Here is a 23,484-nt window from a genome sequence, read left to right as displayed (position 1 = left end):
ATTACATTTCTCCTTAGTTTGTGAGATGTTTTACCCTATTTTATAAAATATGCAAAATTTTACTGCAAAATAGTTTGCAAAAACCACAAACTGTTATATAATACAAAATATAATAATTTTTCTGTTTTATAACAAAACATACAGGTAAAGGAAGTGAATGTCTTACATGGCAGTACAAACGAATGGAATCAATATTCTTGGAAAAATGGAGAATGGTTTTGATGAGATATTGACTCCGGAAGCTCTTGAATTCATTGAGAATCTGGAAAGGCACTTTGGATCAAGGCGAAAGGAATTGCTTGAGCAGCGTACCAAGCGCCAAGAAGAAATTGATAATGGTAAACTTCCAGACTTTTTGCCGGAGACAAAAAGTGTTCGTGAAGGTGATTGGACAATTGCACCTTTACCACAGGACCTGCAGGATAGAAGAGTTGAAATTACAGGACCTGTAGATCGGAAAATGGTGATTAATGCTTTAAATTCAGGCGCTAAATGCTTTATGGCTGATTTTGAAGACGCCAACTCCCCAACATGGAAAAACAATATTGAAGGCCATATTAATCTCCGCGATGCTGTAAACCGTACAATTACTTTTGAAAATCCAAACGGTAAAAAATATAAATTAAATGAAGAAACTGCTGTTCCCATCATTCGACCAAGAGGTTTTCATTTGGAAGAAAAAAATGTCACGTTGGAAGGACAGCCGATCTCCGGTGGACTTTTTGACTTTGGACTTTACTTCTTCCATAATGCAAAGACCTTACTCGAAAATGGAAGCGGTCCCTACTTTTACTTGCCTAAAATAGAGAGTCATCTGGAAGCACGCTTATGGAATGACATCTTCGTTTATGCACAAAATCACCTAGGTATTCCACAAGGTTCCATTAAAGCAACTGTCCTCATTGAAACCATCCTTGCAGCATTTGAAATGGATGAAATTCTGTATGAATTGAAGGATCATTCAGCCGGTTTAAACTGTGGAAGATGGGATTATATTTTCAGCTATCTGAAGAAATTCAGAAACCATGATTCTATCATTCTACCGGATCGATCTGTTGTCACAATGGCTGTGCCATTCATGTCTGCCTATTCCCAGTTGGCCATTAAAACCTGCCATAAACGGAATGCACCAGCTATTGGCGGCATGGCTGCACAAATCCCGGTTAAAAATGATGAAAAAGCAAATGAAGAGGCCTTTGCCAAGGTAAAGGCTGATAAGGAACGCGAAGCGAAAAATGGCCATGATGGAACATGGGTCGCCCATCCTGCTCTTGTACCAGTGGCAAAGGAAGTATTTGACCACTATATGCCGAAGCCGAATCAAATCGATAAAAAGCGTGACGATGTTCAGGTTACAGCAACTGATCTCCTCGAGGTGCCAGAGGGCTCCATCACAGAGCAAGGTGTTCGGACTAATATTAATGTTGGAATTCAATATATAGAATCCTGGCTTAATGGAAGAGGTGCAGCACCGATTAATAATCTGATGGAGGATGCAGCTACTGCTGAAATCTCCCGAGCTCAAGTGTGGCAATGGTTACGTCATCCTAAAGGTGTATTGGATGATGGACGCAAGATTGATATGGAGATGTACAAAACATTAAAAGAAGAAGAGCTGCAAAAGATTAAACAGGATCTTGGTGAAGAACGTTTTGAGAATGGGCGTTTCACCGAAGCAGCAGAGCTTTTTGATAAATTGATTATCAGTGATGAGTATTATGACTTCTTGACTTTACCTGCCTACGAAATTCTATAAAACAAATCATTAGGTTTCATATAAAAGGAGGAAGTACAAAAGATGAGAGAAGAACTGATTAAACAAATAGAGGCTGAGTGGAAAGATGAAAGATGGGAAGGAATTGAACGTTCTTATACAGCAGAAGATGTATTAAAACTGCGTGGTTCCATGCAAATTGAACACACTTTAGCAAGAAGAGGTTCCGAAAAGCTTTGGAATTACCTTAAAACAGAGGATTATATTAATGCGCTAGGTGCATTAACAGGTAATCAGGCTGTCCAACAGGTAAAAGCAGGATTAAAAGCGATTTACTTAAGCGGATGGCAAGTTGCTGCAGATGCGAACCTTTCCGGAAATATGTATCCTGACCAATCTTTATACCCAGCCAATAGCGTACCGGCTGTCGTAAAACGTATAAACCAGGCGCTTCAACGTGCGGATCAAATCCACTACTCAGAAGGTAAAGAAGATATCGATTGGTTCCAACCGATTGTTGCTGATGCTGAAGCAGGCTTTGGCGGTCAGTTGAATTGTTTTGAACTGATGAAAGGCATGATTGAAGCAGGTGCAGCAGGTGTTCACTTTGAAGATCAGCTATCTTCTGAAAAGAAATGCGGCCATTTGGGCGGTAAAGTACTTCTTCCAACGCAAACAGCAGTGAGAAACCTAATTGCAGCTCGTCTTGCTGCAGACGTAATGGGTGTCCCAACTATTCTGATTGCCCGCACGGATGCGGATGCAGCTGACTTAATCACAACTGATATTGATCCTACTGATAAGGAATTTATCACAGGTGAAAGAACTCCTGAAGGATTCTATCGTACGAAGGCAGGCATTGATCAAGCAATTGCAAGGGGACTTTCTTATGCACCATACGCAGATTTAATCTGGTGTGAAACATCTGAGCCTAATCTTGAGGATGCGAAGAAATTTGCCGATGCCATCCATGAAAAATATCCAAATAAAATATTAGCCTATAACTGTTCACCATCCTTCAACTGGAAGAAAAAATTGGATGATGATACCATTGCAAACTTCCAAAAGGAAATCGCGAAAATGGGCTACAAATTCCAATTCGTTACACTTGCCGGATTCCATGCCCTGAATCATAGCATGTTTGAATTAGCAAGAAGATACAAAGAGCGCGGAATGGCTGCCTATTCTGAGCTGCAACAGAATGAATTTGCAAGCGAACAATACGGCTACACAGCAACAAGACACCAACGTGAAGTAGGAACTGGCTATTTTGATGAAGTAGCACAGGTTATTACTGGAGGAACTTCTTCTACAACGGCCCTAAAAGGTTCTACGGAAGAAGAGCAATTCCAAGAAGCCTAATATACAAAAGGAATCTGAAACTTATTCAGATTCCTTTTTTTATATTTGGAAAATGAATCTCCAAACTATTTGAATAACCGAAGTATTTTCGAGCTATTCTGCTGACAAAAAAACAGGTCATAGGTGGAAAAAGGTTGAGTTATCTATCGGGTCTTTGAAAGAAATGTATAAGTGACTGGTCAAAGAAGGAAGATTGATTTATAAAAAGGTGTAGTATGTCGTATTTTATCAACAATTGAGATTAATGGATTTTTCAAATCACGACAAACTTTTCCCGGGCAATAATTCGGTGATCAGGGGAATAATTCCATCTTTCTTTATTTAATTGTCTATAAGCTAGTTTCTGTGGTTAATTCCGATTGCTTTAACGCGCGAAAGTTTGGTATTATCATAATAATTGTATTTGGAGCACGTAGCAAAATGGAGGTGTATGAAATGACTCGCATTTCAAAAGAAGAAGTAAAGCATGTGGCTAATTTGGCAAGATTAGCTATTACAGAAGAAGAAACTGAAAAGTTACAAAAACAGTTGGATTCAATTATTACGTTTGCTGAACAATTGAATGAGTTAGATACTGAAAACATCGAACCTACTACACATGTTTTACATATGAAGAATGTCTTGAGAGAAGACAAGGCGTCTAAAGGATTGCCTAGGGAAGAAGTACTGAAAAATGCTCCTGACCATCAAGATGGACAAATACGTGTACCGGGAATAATGGAGTAGTCAGGGAGGGAAAATCATGTCTTTATTTGAACGTAAAATAGCGGACTTACATGAGTCGCTTCGTAAAAAGGAATTATCAGTAACAGATTTAGTTTCAGAATCCTTTTCTAAAATTAAAAAAGTTGAAGACAATGTAAATGCATTTCTAACATTAAATGAGGAAAATGCATACATAGAAGCTGGAAAACTGGATGAACAGCTAGTTTCCGGAGAAATCGGCGGGCCTTTATTTGGAATGCCCATTGGAATTAAAGATAATATTGTGACTAAGAATCTTCGCACGACCTGTGCCAGCAAAATCTTGGACAACTTTAACCCAATTTATGATGCAACAGTTGTAGAAAAGTTGAAACAAGAGCAAACCATCACAATTGGTAAGTTGAACATGGATGAATTCGCAATGGGTTCTTCCACAGAAAATTCAGGTTACAAAAAAACAGCTAATCCATGGGATTTAGAACGTGTGCCTGGAGGTTCTTCAGGTGGATCAGCGGCTGCGGTTGCGGCTGGTGAAGTCCCATTTAGCCTGGGGTCAGATACAGGCGGTTCTATCCGTCAACCGGCTTCCTTCTGTGGGGTTGTAGGGATGAAGCCGACATACGGACGTGTATCCCGTTATGGTTTAGTAGCATTTGCTTCTTCATTGGACCAAATTGGGCCGATTACACGTAATGTAGAGGATAATGCTTATTTATTAAATGCCATAGCCGGACTGGATCCAATGGACGGAACTTCAGCGCATATTGAGGTGCCAGATTTTACAAGGGCATTAACTGGTGATGTAAAGGGGCTTAGGATTGCTGTTCCGAAAGAATATCTTGGCGAAGGCGTGACTGAGGAAGTACGTCAGTCAGTCCTCGATTCATTGGCAGTTCTGGAGAAATTGGGAGCAACATATGAAGAGGTATCTCTGCCGCATTCTAAATATGCTCTATCAACGTATTATTTATTGTCTTCTTCTGAAGCATCTGCAAACCTTTCTCGTTTTGACGGTGTTCGTTATGGACATAGAACGGAAAACCCACAGAACTTGCTTGAAATGTATAAACAATCGAGAGCCGAGGGCTTTGGGGATGAAGTAAAAAGACGGATTATGCTTGGTACCTTTGCATTAAGCTCCGGTTACTATGATGCATACTACAAGAAAGCACAAAAAGTACGTACATTAATTAAACAGGATTTTGAAAACGTATTTGATCAGTATGATGTCATTGTAGGACCAACTACACCGACACCTGCATTTAAATTGGGTGAAAACACAAATGATCCGATGACGATGTATATGAATGATATTTTAACTATCCCTGTCAATCTTGCTGGAGTGCCGGGAATTTCCGTTCCTAATGGATTTAGTAAAGGCTTACCGCTTGGTTTACAAATTATTGGGAAGCATTTTGACGAAAGTACGGTTTATAAAGTTGCCCATGCCTATGAACAGGCAACAGATTTTCATAAACAAAAACCGTCTCTACAGGAGGTGGAGTAATTTGAAATACGAAACAGTCATTGGGCTTGAGGTCCATGTTGAATTAAAAACCGAATCAAAAATATTCTCCTCCTCTCCGAACCAATTTGGAGCGGAGCCTAATACGAATACATCCGTTATCGACTTAGGATATCCAGGTGTTTTACCGGTGTTGAATAAAAAAGCAGTTGAATATGCTATGAAAGCAGCAATGGCACTGAACTGTGAAGTGGCGACTGATACAAAATTTGATCGTAAAAACTATTTCTATCCGGATAATCCGAAAGCTTATCAAATTTCACAGTTTGATAAACCGATTGGTGAAAATGGTTGGATTGAAATTGAGGTAAATGGTGAGAAGAAAAAAATCGGAATTACTCGTCTTCATTTAGAAGAAGATGCCGGGAAATTGACACACACTGCTGATGGCTATTCTTTGTGTGATTATAACAGACAGGGAACACCGCTTATCGAGATTGTTTCTGAGCCGGATATTCGTACACCTGAGGAGGCGTATGCTTACCTTGATAAACTAAAAACGATAATTCAATACACAGGTGTGTCTGATTGTAAGATGGAAGAAGGAAGCTTACGCTGTGATGCGAATATTTCCTTACGCCCATATGGTCAGGAAGAGTTTGGTACGAAGACGGAATTGAAGAACTTAAACTCCTTCAACTTTGTTCGTAAAGGACTTGAGTTTGAACAACAAAGACAAGCGGAAGTACTGAATGAAGGCGGAGAAATCCAGCAGGAAACTCGCAGGTTTGATGAAGCGACAGGTGCTACCCTTTTGATGCGTGTTAAAGAGGGCTCTGATGATTATCGTTATTTCCCTGAACCAGATTTAGTTGAATTATATATCGATGATGAATGGAAAAGCCGTGTGCGTGCGGAAATTCCTGAATTGCCGGATGCAAGGATCAAGCGTTATACAGAAGATTTCGGACTGCCGGCATATGATGCGGGTGTGCTAACTGTTACAAGGGAAACAGCCGATTTCTTTGAAGCAACAACGGCTGCCGGTGCTGAACCTAAGCAGGCTTCCAACTGGATTATGGGTGAGCTTTCAGCTTACTTAAAAACGTCTCAAAAAGAACTGCATGACACGGCTCTTACTCCAGAAGGATTAGCTGGCTTAATCAAATTGATTACGGATGGTACAATCTCTTCGAAAATTGCTAAAACTGTATTTAAAGAATTAGTGGAGCATGGTGGAAATCCTGAAACGATTGTAAAGGAAAAAGGTCTTGTACAGATTTCTGATGAGGGAGCCTTACGTACAATCGTCACAGAAATATTGGATAAGAATCCTCAATCCATTGAGGACTTTAAAAATGGTAAGCAAAAAGCGGTTGGATTCCTTGTTGGACAAATGATGAAAGCAACAAAAGGGCAAGCCAATCCGCAAATGGTCAATAAATTGATCATGGAAGAGCTTCAAAAAAGATAAATGGTAACTGACAGCCTCCCTATATGTATGGGAGGCTTTTTAAGTATCACTGGAAAGCCAACAGTCTTTGTCGGCTTTTTTAGGTTCCTCTCTGTCGGAAAGTTTGATATGGTAGATATATACATATTTTCAGATTAGTCAGTTATTTAGGCGTTAACAACTTTGGTAAGGTGGAGGTTTTTTTGATGAGTAGAAAGAATATACATGATAGAGAAAAGGGGTGAAAGGATTGAAGTATGAAAAGATGACGAAAACAAGTTACCTGATTGGGCTGCTCTTTGGGTTGAGCGCGATCATTTATTTTTTTGCGGCCAACTGGGGAGGAATGGACCGCTATGTGAAAATAGCATTAATCGTAATTTTAATGCTTTTATTTTACGGAGTAAGCTATGGCTTTTCAAAATGGAAGCAGCATCAGCAGGACGTAGGAGCCTGGATATTCTGGGGAGGATCAATCGCATTTGGAGTAGTGGTAGCACTTTTGGGGCAGGTATATAATTCACACGCTGATAGCTATACATTATTTTTAGTGTGGCTGATTCCCTCTGTCCTGTTAGCTGTGTTTACCCAATATCCGATATTTTTTGTTCAATCCTACATACTTTTGAATATAACGGTATACACGTATTTCTTTCCTTTAAATAGCTGGATTGATAGAAGTGATACAGAGCACACATTAATTCTTCTGGGAGTCATTATGTTAAACATTGCTTGTCTGTATGGCTTCTCAAAAAGAGGACCAAGGCTTATTTCTTATTTATCCAGCGCCTGGATTCAGTTATTATCTATTGAACTGACTATCCGGTGGACATCTATCTATTTATTTAATGAGGAGCATGCTTTTTCTTATATCGGGATCTTTGTCTATCTGGCAGTTGCCCTCATTTCGGGCTGGATTTTCTATGACTATATGAATAACAGACAGAATAAAGTAGTTATTGTCATTGTTTCTTTAGGAATTTCAATTAATCTCATAGCGCAGTTTATCATGGTTTCATCATGGATAAATGGATTCTTAGCATATTTTGTTGGGTTACTTATTGCAATCACCCTCATTATTTTGGGCTCTAAATGGCTGGCTAAATTCACTGCTTCCAAAACAAATGATGAAAATAACTTTCTCCCAACACTTATTAAGCTAGTCTTTGTTTTCCTGGCAGTTTTACTTTTATCCTCCTCTTTAATCGGTATGCTTTATTTGATTGGATTAGGTGAGGATATCGCATGGTTAATGGTGAGTATGGTCATTCTCGTTCCAATTGGCAGTCATATTGGCAGAGAGCATTCCATTCTTCGATACACAGTGATGTTGACGGGCTGGCTTATTTCATCTTCGATTCTGTGGTATCACTCAAGCGTTGTTCTAATCATCTATTTACTCCTGATTGGCTATACAACCTGGCGTGAAAGAGAGAGAATCATATACCCATTGGGTTTAGGTGGGACGATTTATGCAGTGGTACTTCTGCTCTATGAATTATTCTCAGGAATATCAGGTGAGTTGGTCGTCATACTACTGATTGCATTAGCCTTTGGACTTTACTTTTGGTTAAAAAATCCATATACAAAAGGATGGAACCTGGTTGCGATTCTGACACTTTGGCTCATTCTTACATTTTTCTCGGAAAACAGTGTGCTTTACTACCTTTACAATTTCAGTTATCTTTTCTTCCTGGTTTATTTTACATACCGTGTTGTATATAAAAGAAATCACTGGTTAGAGTATGCCGCTATTCTTTATCTGATCGGATACCTCGCTTATAAATACTATGATTTATTTTGGACACTGCTCCATAAGTCGATTACCTTTGCGATTGTAGGAGCAATATTCTTCTTTATAGCAATTTATCTGGATAAGAAAACAGAAAGAAACAATAGCACGGGGCGATTCGAATTTGTCCTAAGGAGTGTGCGTAAATGGGTACCAATTGTATTCGTTCAGCTAATCATCCTGATCGTGATTATTTTTCAGAAGGAAACGATCTTACGGAATGGGACAGATATTATCTTAAAAGTAGAGCCGGTTGACCCGCGTTCTATTATACAGGGGGATTATGTTCAATTATCCTATAATATTAGCCAGATAGATTCCGATGAACGTTATGATCGTGTATATGTGCTTGTGGAAAAGAATTCAAAAGGGATTTATCAAATGAAAGGGATATATGATACTATAGAAGAAGCTAAAAAAGAAAGAACAGATGACCATCAAGTGATTGTTACAGGAAAAGCAAATGGAAATACGATTACCTATGGCATTGAGAATTTTTTCATTGAAGAAGGCACGGGGATAGAAGTAGAACAGAATGCTAAATATGCAAATATAAAAGTCGGCAGTAATGGGGATGCCATTTTGATCAGTGTATCATCAAATCTGCCCGAAGATAAGTAAAATTAGCAATTGTTTTATCACGGATGTATAATAGTAGAGGTATTTTTTTTGACAGATATATTAACTCCGAATTTGTAATATAGGATGATGATTGATTATGAAAAAGGCAAGGATAATATACAATCCTACCTCCGGGAAAGAAGCATTTAAAAGACAGTTACCTGAGGTTTTGGAAATTTTAGAGAAGGCTGGATATGAAGCTTCCTGTCATGCAACTACTGGAGCGGGCGACGCGACAAGAGCGGCACAAATTGCTGTGGAAAGGCGCTATGACGTGGTTATTGCAGCGGGTGGAGATGGAACGATATATGAAGTGGTAAATGGATTGGCCGAACAGGAATACCGACCTAAATTGGGAATTATCCCAGTAGGTACCACAAATGATTTTGCTCGCGCTTTACGTATATCAACGAAATCGATACTTGAAGCTGCTGAAACTATTGCAGAAGGGCTTACGATTCCAATTGATATTGGAAAAATGGATAATCGTTATTTCATCAATATAGCAGCTGGTGGCCGCTTAACCGAGCTTTCATATGAAGTGCCAAGCAAGCTGAAAACCAGACTGGGACAGCTGGCCTATTATATGAAAGGGTTGGAAATGTTGCTTCCGTCTCTTAAGGCGACTCCGGTGTCAATAGAATATGACGGTAAACTGTTTGAAGGTGATGCAATGCTTTTCCTTGTTGCTAACACGAACTCAGTTGCTGGTTTTGAACGCTTAGCACCAGATGCTTCCCTCAATGATGGTATGTTTACGCTTTTAATTCTAAAGAAAATTAACCTGCCAGATTTTGTACGGATCGCAGCGTTGGCTTTACGAGGAGAGCATATTCATGATCCGTCTGTGATATATGTGAAGGCGAACCGCATTAAAGTACATTCATCCGAAAAGCTGCAGTTAAATTTAGATGGAGAGTTTGGCGGTTTGGCACCTGCTGAATTTGTTAACCTCTATCGTCATTTGGATGTATTCGTGCCGGAAAGCGTACACGAAAAGCAGAAAATAACAGATCGGCATATACTTGTTTCAGACGATGCCGTATTTGAGAAGCCAGATTTAGACCAACTTCTTTAAGAGGTTGGTTTTTTTATCCCGTTCAAACTAGCATAGACACCTCTATATTAAACGTAAGCAGAAGTTAAATTGGAAGATAAGCGCCAGCAGAACCCGAGTAGTCAATTACTCCTCAATGGGAGATGAATGAAAACCCGTTTGAGCAAAGTTTCACTTTATGGTAAAATCCATGGATTATCTGTCTGTCCTGTTTTATGATACAATCATGAGTACTCAATAAAAAATCGAGGTTAGCAAAGAATGACTGAAAAGAAAAAAGCGCCAATTCAAAAAAATGATTATATAGATGTTGTATTTGAAGATCTGACTCATGAAGGCTCCGGAGTTGCAAAAGTGGAAGGGTATCCTATTTTTGTTCCGTTTGGTTTACCGGGAGAAAAAGCCCGCATTAAAGTGACCAAAATTAATAAAGGCTATGCCTTTGGCCGCTTGATGGAGCTATTGGAAGAAAGTCCTGATCGAGTAGAGCCTCCCTGTCCAATTTATCGTCAGTGCGGAGGCTGCCAGCTTCAGCATTTATCCTATGAAGGCCAGCTGAAAGCAAAGGAAAAAATGGTTCGGGAAATTATGGCGAGAATCGGAAAACTGCCTGATGTACCGGTCCATCCAGTACTTGGTATGGAACAGCCATGGAACTATCGTAATAAAGCCCAAGTACCTGTTGGAGAAATGGAAGGCGGCTTAGTTGCCGGCTTTTATGCTAAACGTTCACATGAAATTATTAATATGGATGAATGTCTGATTCAGGTTTCAGAAAACGACGATACGATCCGCACAGTGAAGAATATTTGCGAAAAGTACCGTGTCCGTGCCTATGATGAACGGAATCATAAAGGATTGCTTCGTCATATTATGGTACGTCATGGACAAGTGACTGGTGAAATTATGGTTGTCCTTGTAACAAGAACACCTGAGCTCCCGCATGCGAGAGAAATCATCAAAGAGATTATTGATGCAGTTCCTGGGGTTAAATCCATTATTCAGAATGTGAATTCCTTGAAGACAAATGTTATTCTTGGGTCGAAAACAACAGTATTATGGGGAGCAGAAGTGATCTATGATTATATCGGTGATGTTAAATTTGCCATCTCTCCGCGTTCCTTCTATCAAGTGAATCCTACTCAGACGAAGGTTCTCTATGATAAGACGCTGGAGTATGCGAATCTATCAGGTAACGAAACGGTTATTGATGCTTATTGCGGAATCGGTACAATTTCCTTATTTTTAGCACAAAAAGCCAAAAAGGTATATGGAGTCGAAATCGTCCCAGAAGCAATCGAAGACGCCAAAAAGAACGCAGAACTAAACGGCATCACCAATGTCGACTTTTCGGTAGGCAGTGCTGAAACCGTCATCCCGGCCTGGTACGAAGAAGGAATCACAGCAGACGTATTAGTTGTCGATCCACCACGTAAAGGCTGTGACGAAAATCTCTTAAACACCATCGCAGAAATGAAGCCGAAAAAAGTCGTCTATGTTTCCTGCAACCCAGCAACATTGGCACGTGACTTAATGTATTTGGAGGAGCATGGATATCAAACGGTGGAAGTGCAGCCTGTGGATATGTTCCCGCAAACGATGCACGTGGAGTGTGTAGCAAAATTAGTATTGAAATAAGGCAGTGCCCCACAGGGCACTGCCTTATTATCCTTATTTTCATTCTAATGATTTAAAGATCTTCTAGTTCTTTGTTAACTAAATCTAGCTCTTCTTCCGATTCTTCGAACTTGATATCTCTGATAGGAACTTTGATTGTTTCATTTTCAATTAATTTGTTTATTTCGTCTTTTAAATGACCTTGCACTTTTTCTCTACCTGTTTGAATATTATCTCTAATTGTCTGCTCGATAACTGTGTTAGCTTGTTCATCATATATTTTTGCTTCATCATAGGAAGTCGGAGAGAGTATGGATTGTACCCAGCCTAAATTTTCATCAGATTCAACTAATTCTTTTGCGTAAAATGCAGTTAGTTGAGGCTCTTTAATTGTTAGTATCTTCTCTTTCTCATTGTATTCTACTGTTTTTTCATCAAACTCACCTTTATACCCCCATCTAACTATGGCCTTATATTTCAATTCAACTACCTTTTGCATTCCCATAACCTCGTTATAGAAAAAGTTCCCTTGTTTATCAACAGGTTTAATAGTAGTTGTCACTGGGTTACCTGCTATGTAAGTCTCTTTAACGATATCTTGTATAGCTCCAACCTCTAATTCAGTAATTTTATAGATGTCTTTCCCTAGTGGGGCTATAATCGTTTCTTTTGCTTCAGAGTCTCCGAAAAACACTAAAAATAATCCTACAAGAATTGCTGTAGAAGCTGCTCCAATAATAAATAATTTAACTTTAGGCACGATGTTCTTCCTTTCATAGATGTTTTTAAATTATAGTGAGCGGTGTTATTTTGTTGTGAAATATTTATTCTTAAAGGGAAGAAAATAAATAACAATGAAAAAAAGAAATGAAAGCTAGAATAAAAAAGGAAATATTTCCTATCTACTTAAGTAGTAGATTCAAACTGTAGGGATTTCTATATATTACTTGTAAGGTTCCTGCTAATGGCCATTCTGATTAAATGGATATGTTTGAACAAAAGAAGAGCTAGTAACTTTATTAAAGTGATAGTAGGAAGTATTGAGAACAACAAAAGAAAAAACCTAATCACCTTTACTATATTAGAATAATATAATTTCAAGCTTATGTGAATAAATAGACAAAAATATTTTTATATTTAATATATTTCGTTAATTATATTTAAATTCTTCTGTAACGATTGTTATTGTACCTTTCCTTACTCAACTATAAGTGCAGATCTCTGTAATTTAATTTTTAACTATTAATGTCTGCAGAGAGAAGCTGTTGAACATAAACCCACCAACATCCCATTGTGTTGCCACATACATTCCACACACGTAGAGTGTGTCTCGCAACTTATTTTAAAATAAGGCAGTAAGCCCTCTAAATAGGGGGCACTGCCTTTTTTCGTTTCTTACAAAGGAATTACGAAGTGATACTTAATCCTAATTTCCTCACTAGATTTACAAGTAATTTTTCTACAAAAATTTGTAGTACCTGTGGAGTTAAGTAATAGAATTGCCCTCGTGGTTTTTAAATAAAACCTTATAAATCTTATCTTTTATAAAAAAGTTTCATAAGAAATCATTTAATAAAATTGGAGTATTACTTCCTTTCTATTTGTCTATACTGATAAAAATAGATTAGGAGAGTAATAGGATGATACTATCTGAAGCGTGGGATTTATATAAAGCTGATAAACAGATCCAAGGATATTCATTTCAGACTTTAAAAGCCTATAATGTCCAATTAAACTTGTTAATCCGGAATCTCGGTGATCGATCCCTTGATGAAATAACCACCGATTCATTAAAGCTTTATCTTGGGAATGTTGCTGATCAATTAAAGGCTGCTAGCCTGAGTCATAGGATACGTTTTATAAAGTCGTTGTTTAGATGGGCTCAAGATGTAAATGTCCTGAATGGTAATCCAGCCGCGAAAATTAAGGAACCGAAACTAGATGTCCGCATACCAAAGTTTTTAACTGAAGTAGAAATTGAGCATTTAAGAGAAGCTTGTGATACAACATTAGAAAATGCATTGTTCGAGTTTATGTATTCAACCGGTTGTCGAATTGGGGAAGCCGTTAATTTGAATCGACAATCTATTAATTTTTCTAACCAGTCCGTAATTGTCTTAGGTAAGGGAAATAAAGAAAGAGAAGTTTACTTTAATACTAGGTGTGATATCTGGTTGAAGAGGTACCTGGATGAGAGAACAGATGATCAAGAAGCTTTATTTGTAACCGTACGTGCTCCTCATCGTATGAGCATAGCTCAAATGAGATATATCATAAAACAGATATCGAAAAGATCTGGCATCAATAAAAGTATTCACCCCCATCAGTTGAGACATAGTTATGCCACTACTTTATTGAATAATGGGGCACCTTTAGAAGTCATTCAAAATTTGATGGGACACGAAAAGAGCGAAACGACTAAAATTTACGCTTATTTAAGTGGGGCATTGCGAAGGGAGTTATATAAAAAGTTTTTCTGATACGATCAAGGGCATTGATCCAAGAAGGATTAATGCCTTTTTATGTTGAACCTCTTATAGAGCTAAAGGGGCAGGTTAGTTGCATAAGAAATATAATATATAAACCCTTTAAAAAAAGTGAGTAATTACTCACTTTTTTATTGAAAACCAGTTAACTTGGAATTATAATCAACCTAAGTGAGTAAACGCTCACTTTTGAAAGGAGGATTACATAATGAATGAAACTAATACTATTCAAATACAAGCAGTAACGAAAAGTTTCGGCAAAAAAGTGGTATTAAAAGATATCAACTTAGATATTAAACAAGGTAGTATCTATGGTTTTATAGGGCCTTCAGGAGCAGGAAAAACAACCTTGATAAAGTTGATTGTTGGAATGGATTTTCCTGATGAAGGTTACGTCCATTTATTAGGTGAAAAAATGCCTAATTTAAACATCTTGCAAAAAATTGGCTATATGGCACAATCAGATGCCTTATATGAAGCACTTACTGGTAAAGAAAATCTTATGTTTTTCGCATCGCTCTTTAAATTAAACAAAACTGAAAAACAGAAACGGATTGCCTATGCAGCACAATTAGTTAACTTGACCGCAGATCTTAATAAAAGAGTGTCAGCGTACTCAGGTGGTATGAAACGTCGATTATCTCTTGCAATCGCTTTAATTCAGGATCCCCAAGTTTTGATATTAGACGAACCTACTGTGGGAATAGATCCTGAATTAAGATTAAGTATTTGGAATGAGCTGTTAAGATTGAAAAACGAGGAAGGCAAAACGATTATTGTAACGACTCACGTAATGGATGAAGCCGAAAAATGTGATTATATCGCAATGGTTAGAGATGGTTCATTCATAGCATCTGGCACACCTCGCCAATTGAAAGAACAATATAATGTCAATAGTTTAGATGAGGTATTTTTGGATGCTGGGAGGAAAGTACAATGAGAACAGTAGCACTTATTAAGAGGATTTTATTGCAAATACTTAGAGATAAGCGTACATTGGCTCTTCTCTTTGTTGCTCCATTATTAGTATTAACACTAATGAACCTAGTCTTTAATGGAAATACCGTTGATCCTGTTTTAGGAGTTGCTAATGGGAATCAGCAAATCATCGAAAAATTAGAAGACGCAGATATTGTAGTAAAAGAATATAACAAAGTTTCTAATGTTAAGGATATGATACTTGATAAAGATTTAGATGGTTTTTTACAAGTGGAAGGCGATCAAACAACCTTAACTTTACTGAATGATGATCCGACAATAGCAAAAAGCTTAGAAATGAAAGTAAAGCAAATTGATACTCAAGCAAAGCAATTAAAATTGATGGGGACTAACGCAATACAGAGTGAATTGCTCTCACAAGATTCCTTGAACACAAATTATGTTTATGGCAGCAGTGAAACAGAGCTTTTTGATACCTTTAGTCCTATTTTAGTCGGGTTCTTTGTCTTCTTCTTCGTCTTCTTAATCTCTGGCATAGGCTTATTAAACGAAAGAACAACTGGCACGTTGGAACGACTATTAGCAACCCCTATTAAAAGAGGAGAGATTGTCGCAGGATACCTTGTTGGCTATGGTTTACTGGCATTGATACAGACAGTTATAATCGTTTTGTTTGCGATAAATGTATTAGATATGGTTTTAGTTGGTTCCATTTGGACTGTTATGTTAATCAATGTCATCATCGCCCTTGTAGCCTTGTCACTTGGAATATTATTATCTTCTTTCGCAAGTTCCGAGTTTCAGATGATTCAGTTCATACCAATTATTATTGTGCCACAAATATTCTTCTCAGGTATTTTCTCCATTGAGGGAATGGCGGATTGGCTACAAGTATTCGCAAACTTTATGCCGTTGTATTATGCAGCAGATGCATTAAAAGGAGTAATGTACGAGGGCTTAAGTTTATCTGAAATTAGTAGTAATCTATATATTCTATTGGCTTTTGCAGCAGTATTTATCGTTTTAAATTTGTTTGCTTTGAAAAAGTATCGTAAGCTATAATACGGAAGCGATACAGCTTTACGCAAAGATGGTGATTTAAATGGTTAATAATAATCTACTGGATGAAATGGCTAAAATACTTGAAAAATCCAATAAACAAACGGTTAAGCAAAAGAAAATTATTGAGGTTGCTATCACCTCTTTTGCGGAAAAAGGATATTCAAATACATCAACATCTGAAATAGCTAAAAAAGCAGGCGTAGCAGAAGGAACAATTTTCAAACATTATGGAACAAAGGAAAATTTATTGTTATCTATAATGGTTCCTTTTCTAAAAGATTTTTTTCCTACGATGGCAGATGAACTCATTAGGGAATTAATGAATGATAAGCGTTCTTTTGAGGAATTCTTAAGAGTTCTTTTAACAAATCGTAGTGCTTTTCTTGCGGAAAATAGAGAAATATTTCAGGTGTTCATTAAGGAAATATTTTATAAAGAGGAACTTAGAAACGAATTCCTTCCCTTTGTTTTAGAAGTTGGATCCAATCACTTAATAAAAGTGATTGAAGCGTTTAAACAACGGGGCGAAATTAGAGATATACCGAATGAAATAATTTTAAAAATGCTAGGCACTGTAATAGGTGGATTATTTATTTCTAATTTTGCATTGTTAAATAAACATTCGGTTAGCGAAAATGAAATTGAGGAAGCCATATTTTTTATTCTGAATGGTCTTGGACAATCTCCTCAATAGAGGGATTTTTCTTTGAAGATTATGGATAACCTCTCTTTTCATTTAAAGGCAGCTATATTTTAGCTGCCTTTCCTTTTTATACAGAAAAATGATGGAATTATGCCAATTCACATAATAAACATTGTGAATGTTTGTACTTAAACTAACAGGGGCGTTGATCCAAGAAGAAGGATTAATGCCTTTTTGTGTTGAATTTCTTATTGAACAAACGGGGCAGTTTAGTTGAAGAAGGATTTTCAAAGTGATGTGATGAACTTGTTATCAAATACATTTTGAAAAGGAGTTTATTAATATTGAATGAAGAACAATTGGTAAAAGCACTTGAATTACGAAAAGAGGATAAGAAGAAAGAATCAAATCACATACTACTAAAAATGGTAGAGGAACATCCTGATAATGCGTTTATTAACTACCAATGTGCTTGGAGCTTTGATGTTTTAGGAGAAGAGTCAAAAGCAGTTCCTTTCTATGAAAAGGCTATTAAGCAAGGGTTATCAGGTAAAGATTTAGAAGGAGCAATATTGGGACTTGGAAGTACATATAGAACTTTAGGGGAATATGAAAAATCAGAAAAGGTCTTTTTAGAAGGAATAGAATTATTCCCGACTAATAGAGCAATACAAGTGTTTTATTCAATGACCTTATATAATTTAAGCGAGCATAAAAAAGCTATGGAGTTTTTACTAAAATGCTTGATAGATACCACAACAGACTCTGAAATACTGAGTTATAAAAAAGCAATTAATTTCTATGCTGATAAATTAGATGAAATGTGGAAATAGCAAGTGAAAGGTTGTACTTAAACAAACTGGGCATTGATCCAAAAAGAAGGATTAATGCCTTTTTGTGTTGAACTTCTTATTTTAGAAACGGGGCAGGTTAGCTCTACAAAGGATTTAATTAATTTTCATAAAATGTTACAATAAAAACAAAAATAACCAAATTCATCAACTACTCCCAGGAAATATTTAAGAAAGAGGGGATATCTTGTCTTTTCTCAAAAATAATCTATTTTTGTCTGCGACAGCATTAGTTATCACATTACTTGTAGTAAATGCAACTGTACAAACAACTGTTGAAGGTTGGTTTTACCAATTTATTGAATTATTTATTATCTTTGGTATTTCGTTTGGGATATTAAAATTAGTTTCGCTAGTACCAATTCCAGCATCTAAATGATGAAGGTTGAATTAAGCTAAGGCGATAACTGAAATCAAGGCTGTCAAATTGACGGTCTTTTTTATGCTACTAACGGGCAGTTTAGCTCAAAAAGGAATTTACGTTTTTGAATAAAGTAATAATGTAATTGTGATATGATTAGACAAAAACTTGAGGGAATGACTTTTTAAAAGGGGAGGGAATATGCTAAAAACATTAAGAAATATTTTATCAATAGGTGTCCTTGTGTTAGCTTTATATGGTCTAATAACCGAAAATTTCGAGTATATGCCTTATTTAATGATAGCACTGAGTTTTTTGATGTTGACTACGGGAGTAATTGAGCTTCAAAAAGATAAAAAAGCATTTTGGGGTTATATGTGTATCGGTGTTTCTGGTTTTGCTTTTTATGTTTCTATTCAGGGATTCTTATATCAGTAAAGGGGCAGTTTAGCGGAAGATGAAAATCAAAAAGCGTGCGATAGATTATTCTATGCACGCCTTTTATTTATGGGAGATCTATTTTTATTGGTGCCACAGGTGAATGAGTTTCATCATATGACGGCCACACCGTCAAGGTTGTATCTTCTAACAAATCTGGAATAACGAGTCTTCTAATAATGGTGGACTTATCGCCAATATTTATTTGATCGATTTTCCCATCACTCATTCCCCCCATTGTTAATGGACGATTATTGTTTATATTCAGCATTCTAAAGGAGGAATCTAATTCTCCCTTTGGATAAGTGACACTATAAATGAGAGCAGTAGAAGCTTTACCAGTTATGACAGATTCAACTTTAAATACTATATCGCCCTCAGGATTCGAGCTTTCCTTGTTGTTAAACACGTATTTCTCGATTGGGTTTTGTTGCACAGGTACATCAAATTGCCAATTGCCTTTTTTCGTTCCTATTTCTTCAAAGGAAACAGGAATGGTATCATTCTTGGGTAAATCTTTATATGGATAAACAATTTGGATATGTCCTGTATAGCCATCTTTCGTTTTCGTCAGAGTGGTCAGTTCCTTTGTTTCATCGGCTAGCGGGTCACCTTTAAACAATTCATATAATGCATAATAATATCCATCTTTCTCCTGGAGATTCCCTTTCACATCAAAGGTAATGCCAATTAGATATCCGTCATAGTAAGCACTTGTTAACGCGATATCCACACCATTGCTTGTATAGGTCTGATTGAGTTCCTTCACTAGATTTTGCTTTTCTAAGCTCCTTCCAACCATATCGTTAAAGTTTGCATACAAACCTCCGATTATAGGTGCATCCGCCAAAACTCTTGAAAAAGAGGGGACGATAAAGCTAGAAGACATCAGGATTCCCGCAGCAGCAACTGTCATAATCCAAGTCTTTAAAATAGGTTTCCTTCTCTTAGGTCTTTGTTCTTTTTCGGCACGATCAATCCCTAATTTTATTGATTGTAAAACCTCTTCCTTTGGTACTTCAATATCGTTAACTTTATTAGAGAATGTGTTTTTGTCCATCAAAGTAACTCCCTCCCAATAACTTTCGTAACAGTTTCTTTCCACGGCTTAAATATGTTTTTGTGGTGTTTTCTGGTATTCCTAAGATTTTGGATATTTCTTTTAAACTCATATCGTAATAATAGAAAAGGATAATACTCGTCCGATGCTTCTCTGGTAATTTACCTATTGCTTCTGCAAGGTCTATCTTTTCTTCATTTCTTTCTCTCGGTAAGGTTAATTGTTCTGCCAAAGCAACCACATTTTTTCTTTTCCTTTGGACATCATACGCACAGTGAATGAGAATCTTTGTTATCCAAGTTAAGAAATATTCCTCATTCCTTAATTGCCTTATAGAGGAGAATGCCTTATAAGCGGTCTCTTGTATGACGTCTAGAGCATCATCTCGATTACCGACATACAGATATGCCGTTCTATATAAACGATCACTATGTATACTTAGCAAATTTCCAAATGCCTCGGAATCTCCCTGAATTGCTTTTTTGATTAATATTAGCTCATCCAACTCTTTTACCTCCTTTTACTCATTAGAGGAGACTATATGGTAAAAAGTTTCATTTTTTTAAATATACTATTTTATCGGTATGGAGGATAGGAGAGTAGAGGTTAGAAAGAAGGCGTATTTTTAGCTTAGAGAGTATCTTTATTGAGTTTCTTATTGTAGAAACAGGGCAGCATTCCTGTATTGAATGAAGAGTGTGAAGTAAGTTTGTGAAGAAACGTACTTAAACTAATGGGGGCTTTACCCCAATATCAAGGGCTGTATGATCTGCTCTTTTTTTTGTTATGCAGCTAAAGGGGCAGGTTAGTTGAAGATCGATATTAAACTTATGTTCAACAATCGGTCCATATTGTCAAGTAAATATTTACTTGTATAGCATTACATCAGGTAAGACCGTATCGTAAGTAAGTACGGAATTATAAAATATCTACCTGAGATGCTGTTTAGTCAGCATCTCAGGTAGATATTTTAATTAGGATATGTTAAATTTCAACGTTGAAAAATGAGAGAAGATTTTAAGTGGTAATTAGTAGTAGATTTAATTTTCTTATTAAATAATTGTAGATAGCCGTAAAGGAGGCTATCCCTCTTTTTCTTAACATTCAATTTTAACAGAGCTAAAGTCTTAAAAATTTTACGGTTTGTTAGAATGTGGGGTTTATCATTCACATCTATTTTCATTTTACATTTTGCTACGAATAATAACATTAATGTTATACTCCGTTGGTAGATTTACTACTAAAATAGTATTTATAATTACATATGAGAGGATGAAAAGTATGATTAATATGAATTTATGCTCGATGAGAAAACGTCATAATCTAACTCAGGAGCAATTAGCCCAAGAATTAAATGTTTCACGTCAAGTAATTGCAAAATGGGAAAAAGGCGAATCGACACCAGATTTACACCATAGTATGAATATTGCCAATTTCTTCGGAGTAACCTTAGATGCGTTAGTAAACCATAACCCAGAAGAAATGGGTATAGATATTCCACCCAAAGGCCAGCATTTTTTTGGGACAGCAACAGTAGGGGAACGTGGTCAAATTGTAATTCCCAAAAAAGCCCGTGAAATTTTTCAAATTACCCCAGGTGATTCAGTCGTTATTATAGGGGATGAGGATCGTGGGTTGGCGTTAGCACCTGAAAAAATGATTAAACAGTTTTTAAATATGGTGAAAAATCATCAAAAAGAGGAGGAATAAATTAATGAGTGCTGCAATTGAACTTCAAGGTTTATCAAAACGCTTTAAAGAAAAAGTTGCCGTTTCTCCGATGACACTTACGATTAACCAAGGTGAACTATTCGGACTCCTTGGAGTAAATGGTGCTGGTAAAACGACAGTTATCAATATGTTAAGTGGCCTTGCCAAACCGACTTCAGGAGATGCGCTTGTACTTGGGCATTCGCTTAGTAAAGAGTTGCCAAGTATTCGGGGATTACTCGCTGTCTCACCTCAGGAAACGTCCATTGCACCAAATTTATCTGTGCGCGAAAATTTATTATTAATGGCACGCATTCACGGCTTTTCGAAGGATGAGTCCATTGAAAAAACGGAGGCTTTAATTAGCCAGTTTTCACTACAGCCTTACGAACATCAACGTGGTAAAAAATTATCCGGTGGTTGGCAACGAAAGTTAAGTATTGCAATGGCTCTCATTGCAGATCCAAAAATTTTATTTTTAGATGAACCTACATTAGGGTTAGATATTATTAGCCGCCAGGAACTATGGGCAATGATTAATAAACTGAGAGAGACGACTACAATTGTACTTACGACGCACTATTTAGAAGAAGCGGAAGCATTGTGTGATCGCATTTGTATTATGAGGGATGGCGAAATAAAGGCACTAGGTACAGTAGACGAGCTCCTTACAACAGCAAGTAAAGAAAACTTTGAGGATGCATTTGTGCATTTCGTAACAGGAGGCGAATTATAATGAGGGCATTGGCATTTGCTGGACGTTGTACGAAAGAAATTGTACGTGACCCGATTTCATTATTTTTTGGTATAGTCTTTCCAATCATTTTACTTATGATTTTAACTGCGATTAATCGCAATGTTCCAGAAGCACTTTTTAATATTGAACATTTGACACCTGGCATCGCAGTATTTAGCCTTTCTTTCATTGCTTTCTTTGCAGCACAAACGTTAGGAAAAGACCGTTCTACTTCTTATTTAATAAGATTGCTAACTACTCCTATGAAAGCAAGTGATTTTATTATTGGATATACGCTTCCTTTAGGGATATTTGCTGTGCTTCAAAGTATTACTTGTTTTATAACCGCTTACTTTTTAGGTTTGGAGCTATCTTTCAACCATGTATTTGCATTTATTGCCTTACTCATTACATCTACTATTTTCATAGGAATCGGACTGTTATGTGGCTCCTTATTTAACGAAAAGGCAGCAGTAGGCTTATGCGGAGCTTTATTAACTAACTTAACAGCATTTTTATCTGGCGCATGGTTAGATTTATCGTTAGTTGGAGGAGCTTTTGAAAAAGTCGCTTATGCCCTGCCATTCGTCCACGCTGTTGATTTAGTTCGAGCAATTGTGGCAGAAGACTTTAGCGCAATGTTTCCCCATTTATATGTTGTGGTAGTTTATGCAGCTGTCCTTTTTAGTCTTTCGATTTTTATTTTCAAATATAAAATTCAGCAAAATTAATAGTTAATCAAACTTACGTTACTTAAACGTAGGTTTTTTTATTAAAATTAATAGCTCTGTTAAAGTTGATTATTGAAATAGAAAGCGCTAGCCTCCGTTACGTTGCTGAAAATAAAAAAATACTTTCTTAGACAAATTAGAAAATGAGCTTAAAAGCTGATTGTTATTCAATTAAAAGGCGCAATTGTTGAATAAGATTGCTTCTCTTTTCCTTATTGAACTAACGGGGGCGTTTGTTTAAGAGCAAGTATACCGACTTTCTTTCTGAAGGTGCCTGTTTTCATATCTCGAATAAATATTAGACAAAAGCAACAATCCTTACGAAAACAGGTAAAGATGTTGATAAACCCACCAACATCCCTTGTGTTGCCACATACACTCCACACACGTGGAAAGTGTAGCAAAATTAGTATTGAAATAAGGCAGTTGCCCTTTGGCGCTGCTTTTTTCTTTTCCCTGTAATTAGATTTAAGTACTGTACTTTTTCAATATATAGCAGTAGAAAATTTTCTTAATGATTTCAATCGGTAATACTATTTAAAAAAATTTGGTAGTCGTATCCTCATAATTCTTTCGCCTTTCAAGTCCAATACAGACCCATAAAAGCAAGCTATATTTTTCTATGTATTTATATCTACTCTCATTCTTAGCTCCCCTTTGCTGATTTCTATTCGGGAATAT

General features: G+C 36.8%; 21 protein-coding genes. 18 read left to right on the top strand and 3 right to left on the bottom strand.

The window, feature by feature from the left end; translation table 11 throughout:
* Positions 1 to 166: 166 nt before the first annotated feature.
* From aceB to rlmD, 8 genes are all read left to right on the top strand, one after another.
* A complete protein-coding gene (gene aceB, locus AC4G3N_RS15430) occupies positions 167 to 1,756 on the top strand; it encodes a malate synthase A (protein ID WP_491090544.1) in 1,590 nt (529 codons plus the stop codon).
* Between the two features lie 42 nt (positions 1,757 to 1,798).
* Positions 1,799 to 3,076, top strand: a complete 1,278-nt coding sequence (gene aceA / locus AC4G3N_RS15425; RefSeq protein WP_491090542.1) for an isocitrate lyase — start codon at positions 1,799 to 1,801, stop codon at positions 3,074 to 3,076.
* A gap of 435 nt (positions 3,077 to 3,511) precedes the next feature.
* Positions 3,512 to 3,802 carry an Asp-tRNA(Asn)/Glu-tRNA(Gln) amidotransferase subunit GatC gene (gene gatC, locus AC4G3N_RS15420; protein WP_490997233.1) on the top strand — a complete coding sequence of 97 codons (291 nt, stop codon included), beginning with the start codon at positions 3,512 to 3,514 and terminating at the stop codon, positions 3,800 to 3,802.
* Positions 3,803 to 3,818: 16 nt separating this feature from the next.
* Entirely contained in the window at positions 3,819 to 5,288 is a 1,470-nt protein-coding gene (gene gatA / locus AC4G3N_RS15415; RefSeq protein ID WP_491090540.1) for an Asp-tRNA(Asn)/Glu-tRNA(Gln) amidotransferase subunit GatA, read from the top strand.
* Position 5,289: 1 nt separating this feature from the next.
* On the top strand, positions 5,290 to 6,720 hold the full coding sequence (gatB, locus tag AC4G3N_RS15410) for an Asp-tRNA(Asn)/Glu-tRNA(Gln) amidotransferase subunit GatB (protein WP_148631364.1): 1,431 nt from the start codon (positions 5,290 to 5,292) through the stop codon (positions 6,718 to 6,720).
* Between the two features lie 229 nt (positions 6,721 to 6,949).
* Positions 6,950 to 9,112, top strand: a complete 2,163-nt coding sequence (locus tag AC4G3N_RS15405; protein ID WP_491090537.1) for a GDYXXLXY domain-containing protein — start codon at positions 6,950 to 6,952, stop codon at positions 9,110 to 9,112.
* Between the two features lie 97 nt (positions 9,113 to 9,209).
* On the top strand, positions 9,210 to 10,190 hold the full coding sequence (locus AC4G3N_RS15400) for a diacylglycerol kinase (protein ID WP_139892753.1): 981 nt from the start codon (positions 9,210 to 9,212) through the stop codon (positions 10,188 to 10,190).
* Between the two features lie 240 nt (positions 10,191 to 10,430).
* On the top strand, positions 10,431 to 11,807 hold the full coding sequence (gene rlmD, locus AC4G3N_RS15395; RefSeq protein ID WP_066108449.1) for a 23S rRNA (uracil(1939)-C(5))-methyltransferase RlmD: 1,377 nt from the start codon (positions 10,431 to 10,433) through the stop codon (positions 11,805 to 11,807).
* A 52-nt stretch (positions 11,808 to 11,859) separates the two neighbouring features.
* On the opposite strand, the gene AC4G3N_RS15390 is transcribed toward rlmD, so the two are convergent.
* Positions 11,860 to 12,546 (bottom strand): hypothetical protein, encoded by a 687-nt coding sequence (locus AC4G3N_RS15390; RefSeq protein ID WP_066108446.1) that lies wholly within the window; start codon positions 12,544 to 12,546, stop codon positions 11,860 to 11,862.
* An 880-nt stretch (positions 12,547 to 13,426) separates the two neighbouring features.
* Between AC4G3N_RS15390 and AC4G3N_RS15385 the strand changes: the two genes are divergently transcribed.
* The 7 genes from AC4G3N_RS15385 (at position 13,427) to AC4G3N_RS15355 (ending at position 18,566) form a co-directional block, all read left to right on the top strand.
* Entirely contained in the window at positions 13,427 to 14,266 is an 840-nt protein-coding gene (locus tag AC4G3N_RS15385) for a tyrosine-type recombinase/integrase (protein ID WP_066108443.1), read from the top strand.
* Between the two features lie 214 nt (positions 14,267 to 14,480).
* Complete coding sequence (locus AC4G3N_RS15380) at positions 14,481 to 15,212, top strand: ABC transporter ATP-binding protein (protein WP_066108437.1); 732 nt, start codon at positions 14,481 to 14,483, stop codon at positions 15,210 to 15,212.
* Positions 15,209 to 16,273 carry an ABC transporter permease gene (locus AC4G3N_RS15375; protein WP_066108436.1) on the top strand — a complete coding sequence of 355 codons (1,065 nt, stop codon included), beginning with the start codon at positions 15,209 to 15,211 and terminating at the stop codon, positions 16,271 to 16,273. Before AC4G3N_RS15380 ends, AC4G3N_RS15375 begins: the two co-directional genes overlap by 4 nt.
* Positions 16,274 to 16,313: 40 nt before the next feature.
* Positions 16,314 to 16,967 (top strand): TetR/AcrR family transcriptional regulator, encoded by a 654-nt coding sequence (locus AC4G3N_RS15370; protein ID WP_066108434.1) that lies wholly within the window; start codon positions 16,314 to 16,316, stop codon positions 16,965 to 16,967.
* 293 nt (positions 16,968 to 17,260) lie between these two features.
* Complete coding sequence (locus tag AC4G3N_RS15365) at positions 17,261 to 17,749, top strand: tetratricopeptide repeat protein (RefSeq protein WP_490553209.1); 489 nt, start codon at positions 17,261 to 17,263, stop codon at positions 17,747 to 17,749.
* Between the two features lie 205 nt (positions 17,750 to 17,954).
* Complete coding sequence (locus tag AC4G3N_RS15360) at positions 17,955 to 18,146, top strand: hypothetical protein (RefSeq protein WP_491090533.1); 192 nt, start codon at positions 17,955 to 17,957, stop codon at positions 18,144 to 18,146.
* Positions 18,147 to 18,329: 183 nt separating this feature from the next.
* Positions 18,330 to 18,566, top strand: coding sequence for a DUF3953 domain-containing protein (locus AC4G3N_RS15355; protein WP_140461953.1), 237 nt, complete (start codon positions 18,330 to 18,332; stop codon positions 18,564 to 18,566).
* Positions 18,567 to 18,633: 67 nt separating this feature from the next.
* Here the strand turns inward: AC4G3N_RS15355 and AC4G3N_RS15350 are convergent, their stop codons facing one another.
* Positions 18,634 to 19,626 (bottom strand): DUF4179 domain-containing protein, encoded by a 993-nt coding sequence (locus tag AC4G3N_RS15350; RefSeq protein ID WP_491090531.1) that lies wholly within the window; start codon positions 19,624 to 19,626, stop codon positions 18,634 to 18,636.
* Positions 19,604 to 20,131: a sigma-70 family RNA polymerase sigma factor gene (locus AC4G3N_RS15345; protein ID WP_491090528.1), complete on the bottom strand. Its 528-nt coding sequence runs from the start codon at positions 20,129 to 20,131 to the stop codon at positions 19,604 to 19,606. The genes AC4G3N_RS15350 and AC4G3N_RS15345 overlap by 23 nt, the downstream gene beginning before the upstream one ends.
* Before the next feature lie 776 nt (positions 20,132 to 20,907).
* On the opposite strand from AC4G3N_RS15345, the gene AC4G3N_RS15340 reads away from it, so the two are divergent.
* The 3 genes from AC4G3N_RS15340 to AC4G3N_RS15330 are packed head-to-tail and all read left to right on the top strand — an operon-like array spanning position 20,908 to position 22,803.
* On the top strand, positions 20,908 to 21,336 hold the full coding sequence (locus tag AC4G3N_RS15340; RefSeq protein WP_066108432.1) for a helix-turn-helix transcriptional regulator: 429 nt from the start codon (positions 20,908 to 20,910) through the stop codon (positions 21,334 to 21,336).
* 4 nt (positions 21,337 to 21,340) lie between these two features.
* Entirely contained in the window at positions 21,341 to 22,072 is a 732-nt protein-coding gene (locus AC4G3N_RS15335; RefSeq protein WP_066108428.1) for an ABC transporter ATP-binding protein, read from the top strand.
* Positions 22,072 to 22,803, top strand: a complete 732-nt coding sequence (locus tag AC4G3N_RS15330) for an ABC transporter permease (RefSeq protein ID WP_066108426.1) — start codon at positions 22,072 to 22,074, stop codon at positions 22,801 to 22,803. Before AC4G3N_RS15335 ends, AC4G3N_RS15330 begins: the two co-directional genes overlap by 1 nt.
* The last annotated feature ends 681 nt before the right edge of the window (positions 22,804 to 23,484 follow it).

It is taken from the genome of Bacillus sp. z50 (genome assembly GCF_058313585.1).
This window is presented reverse-complemented; position numbering and strand designations above follow the sequence as displayed.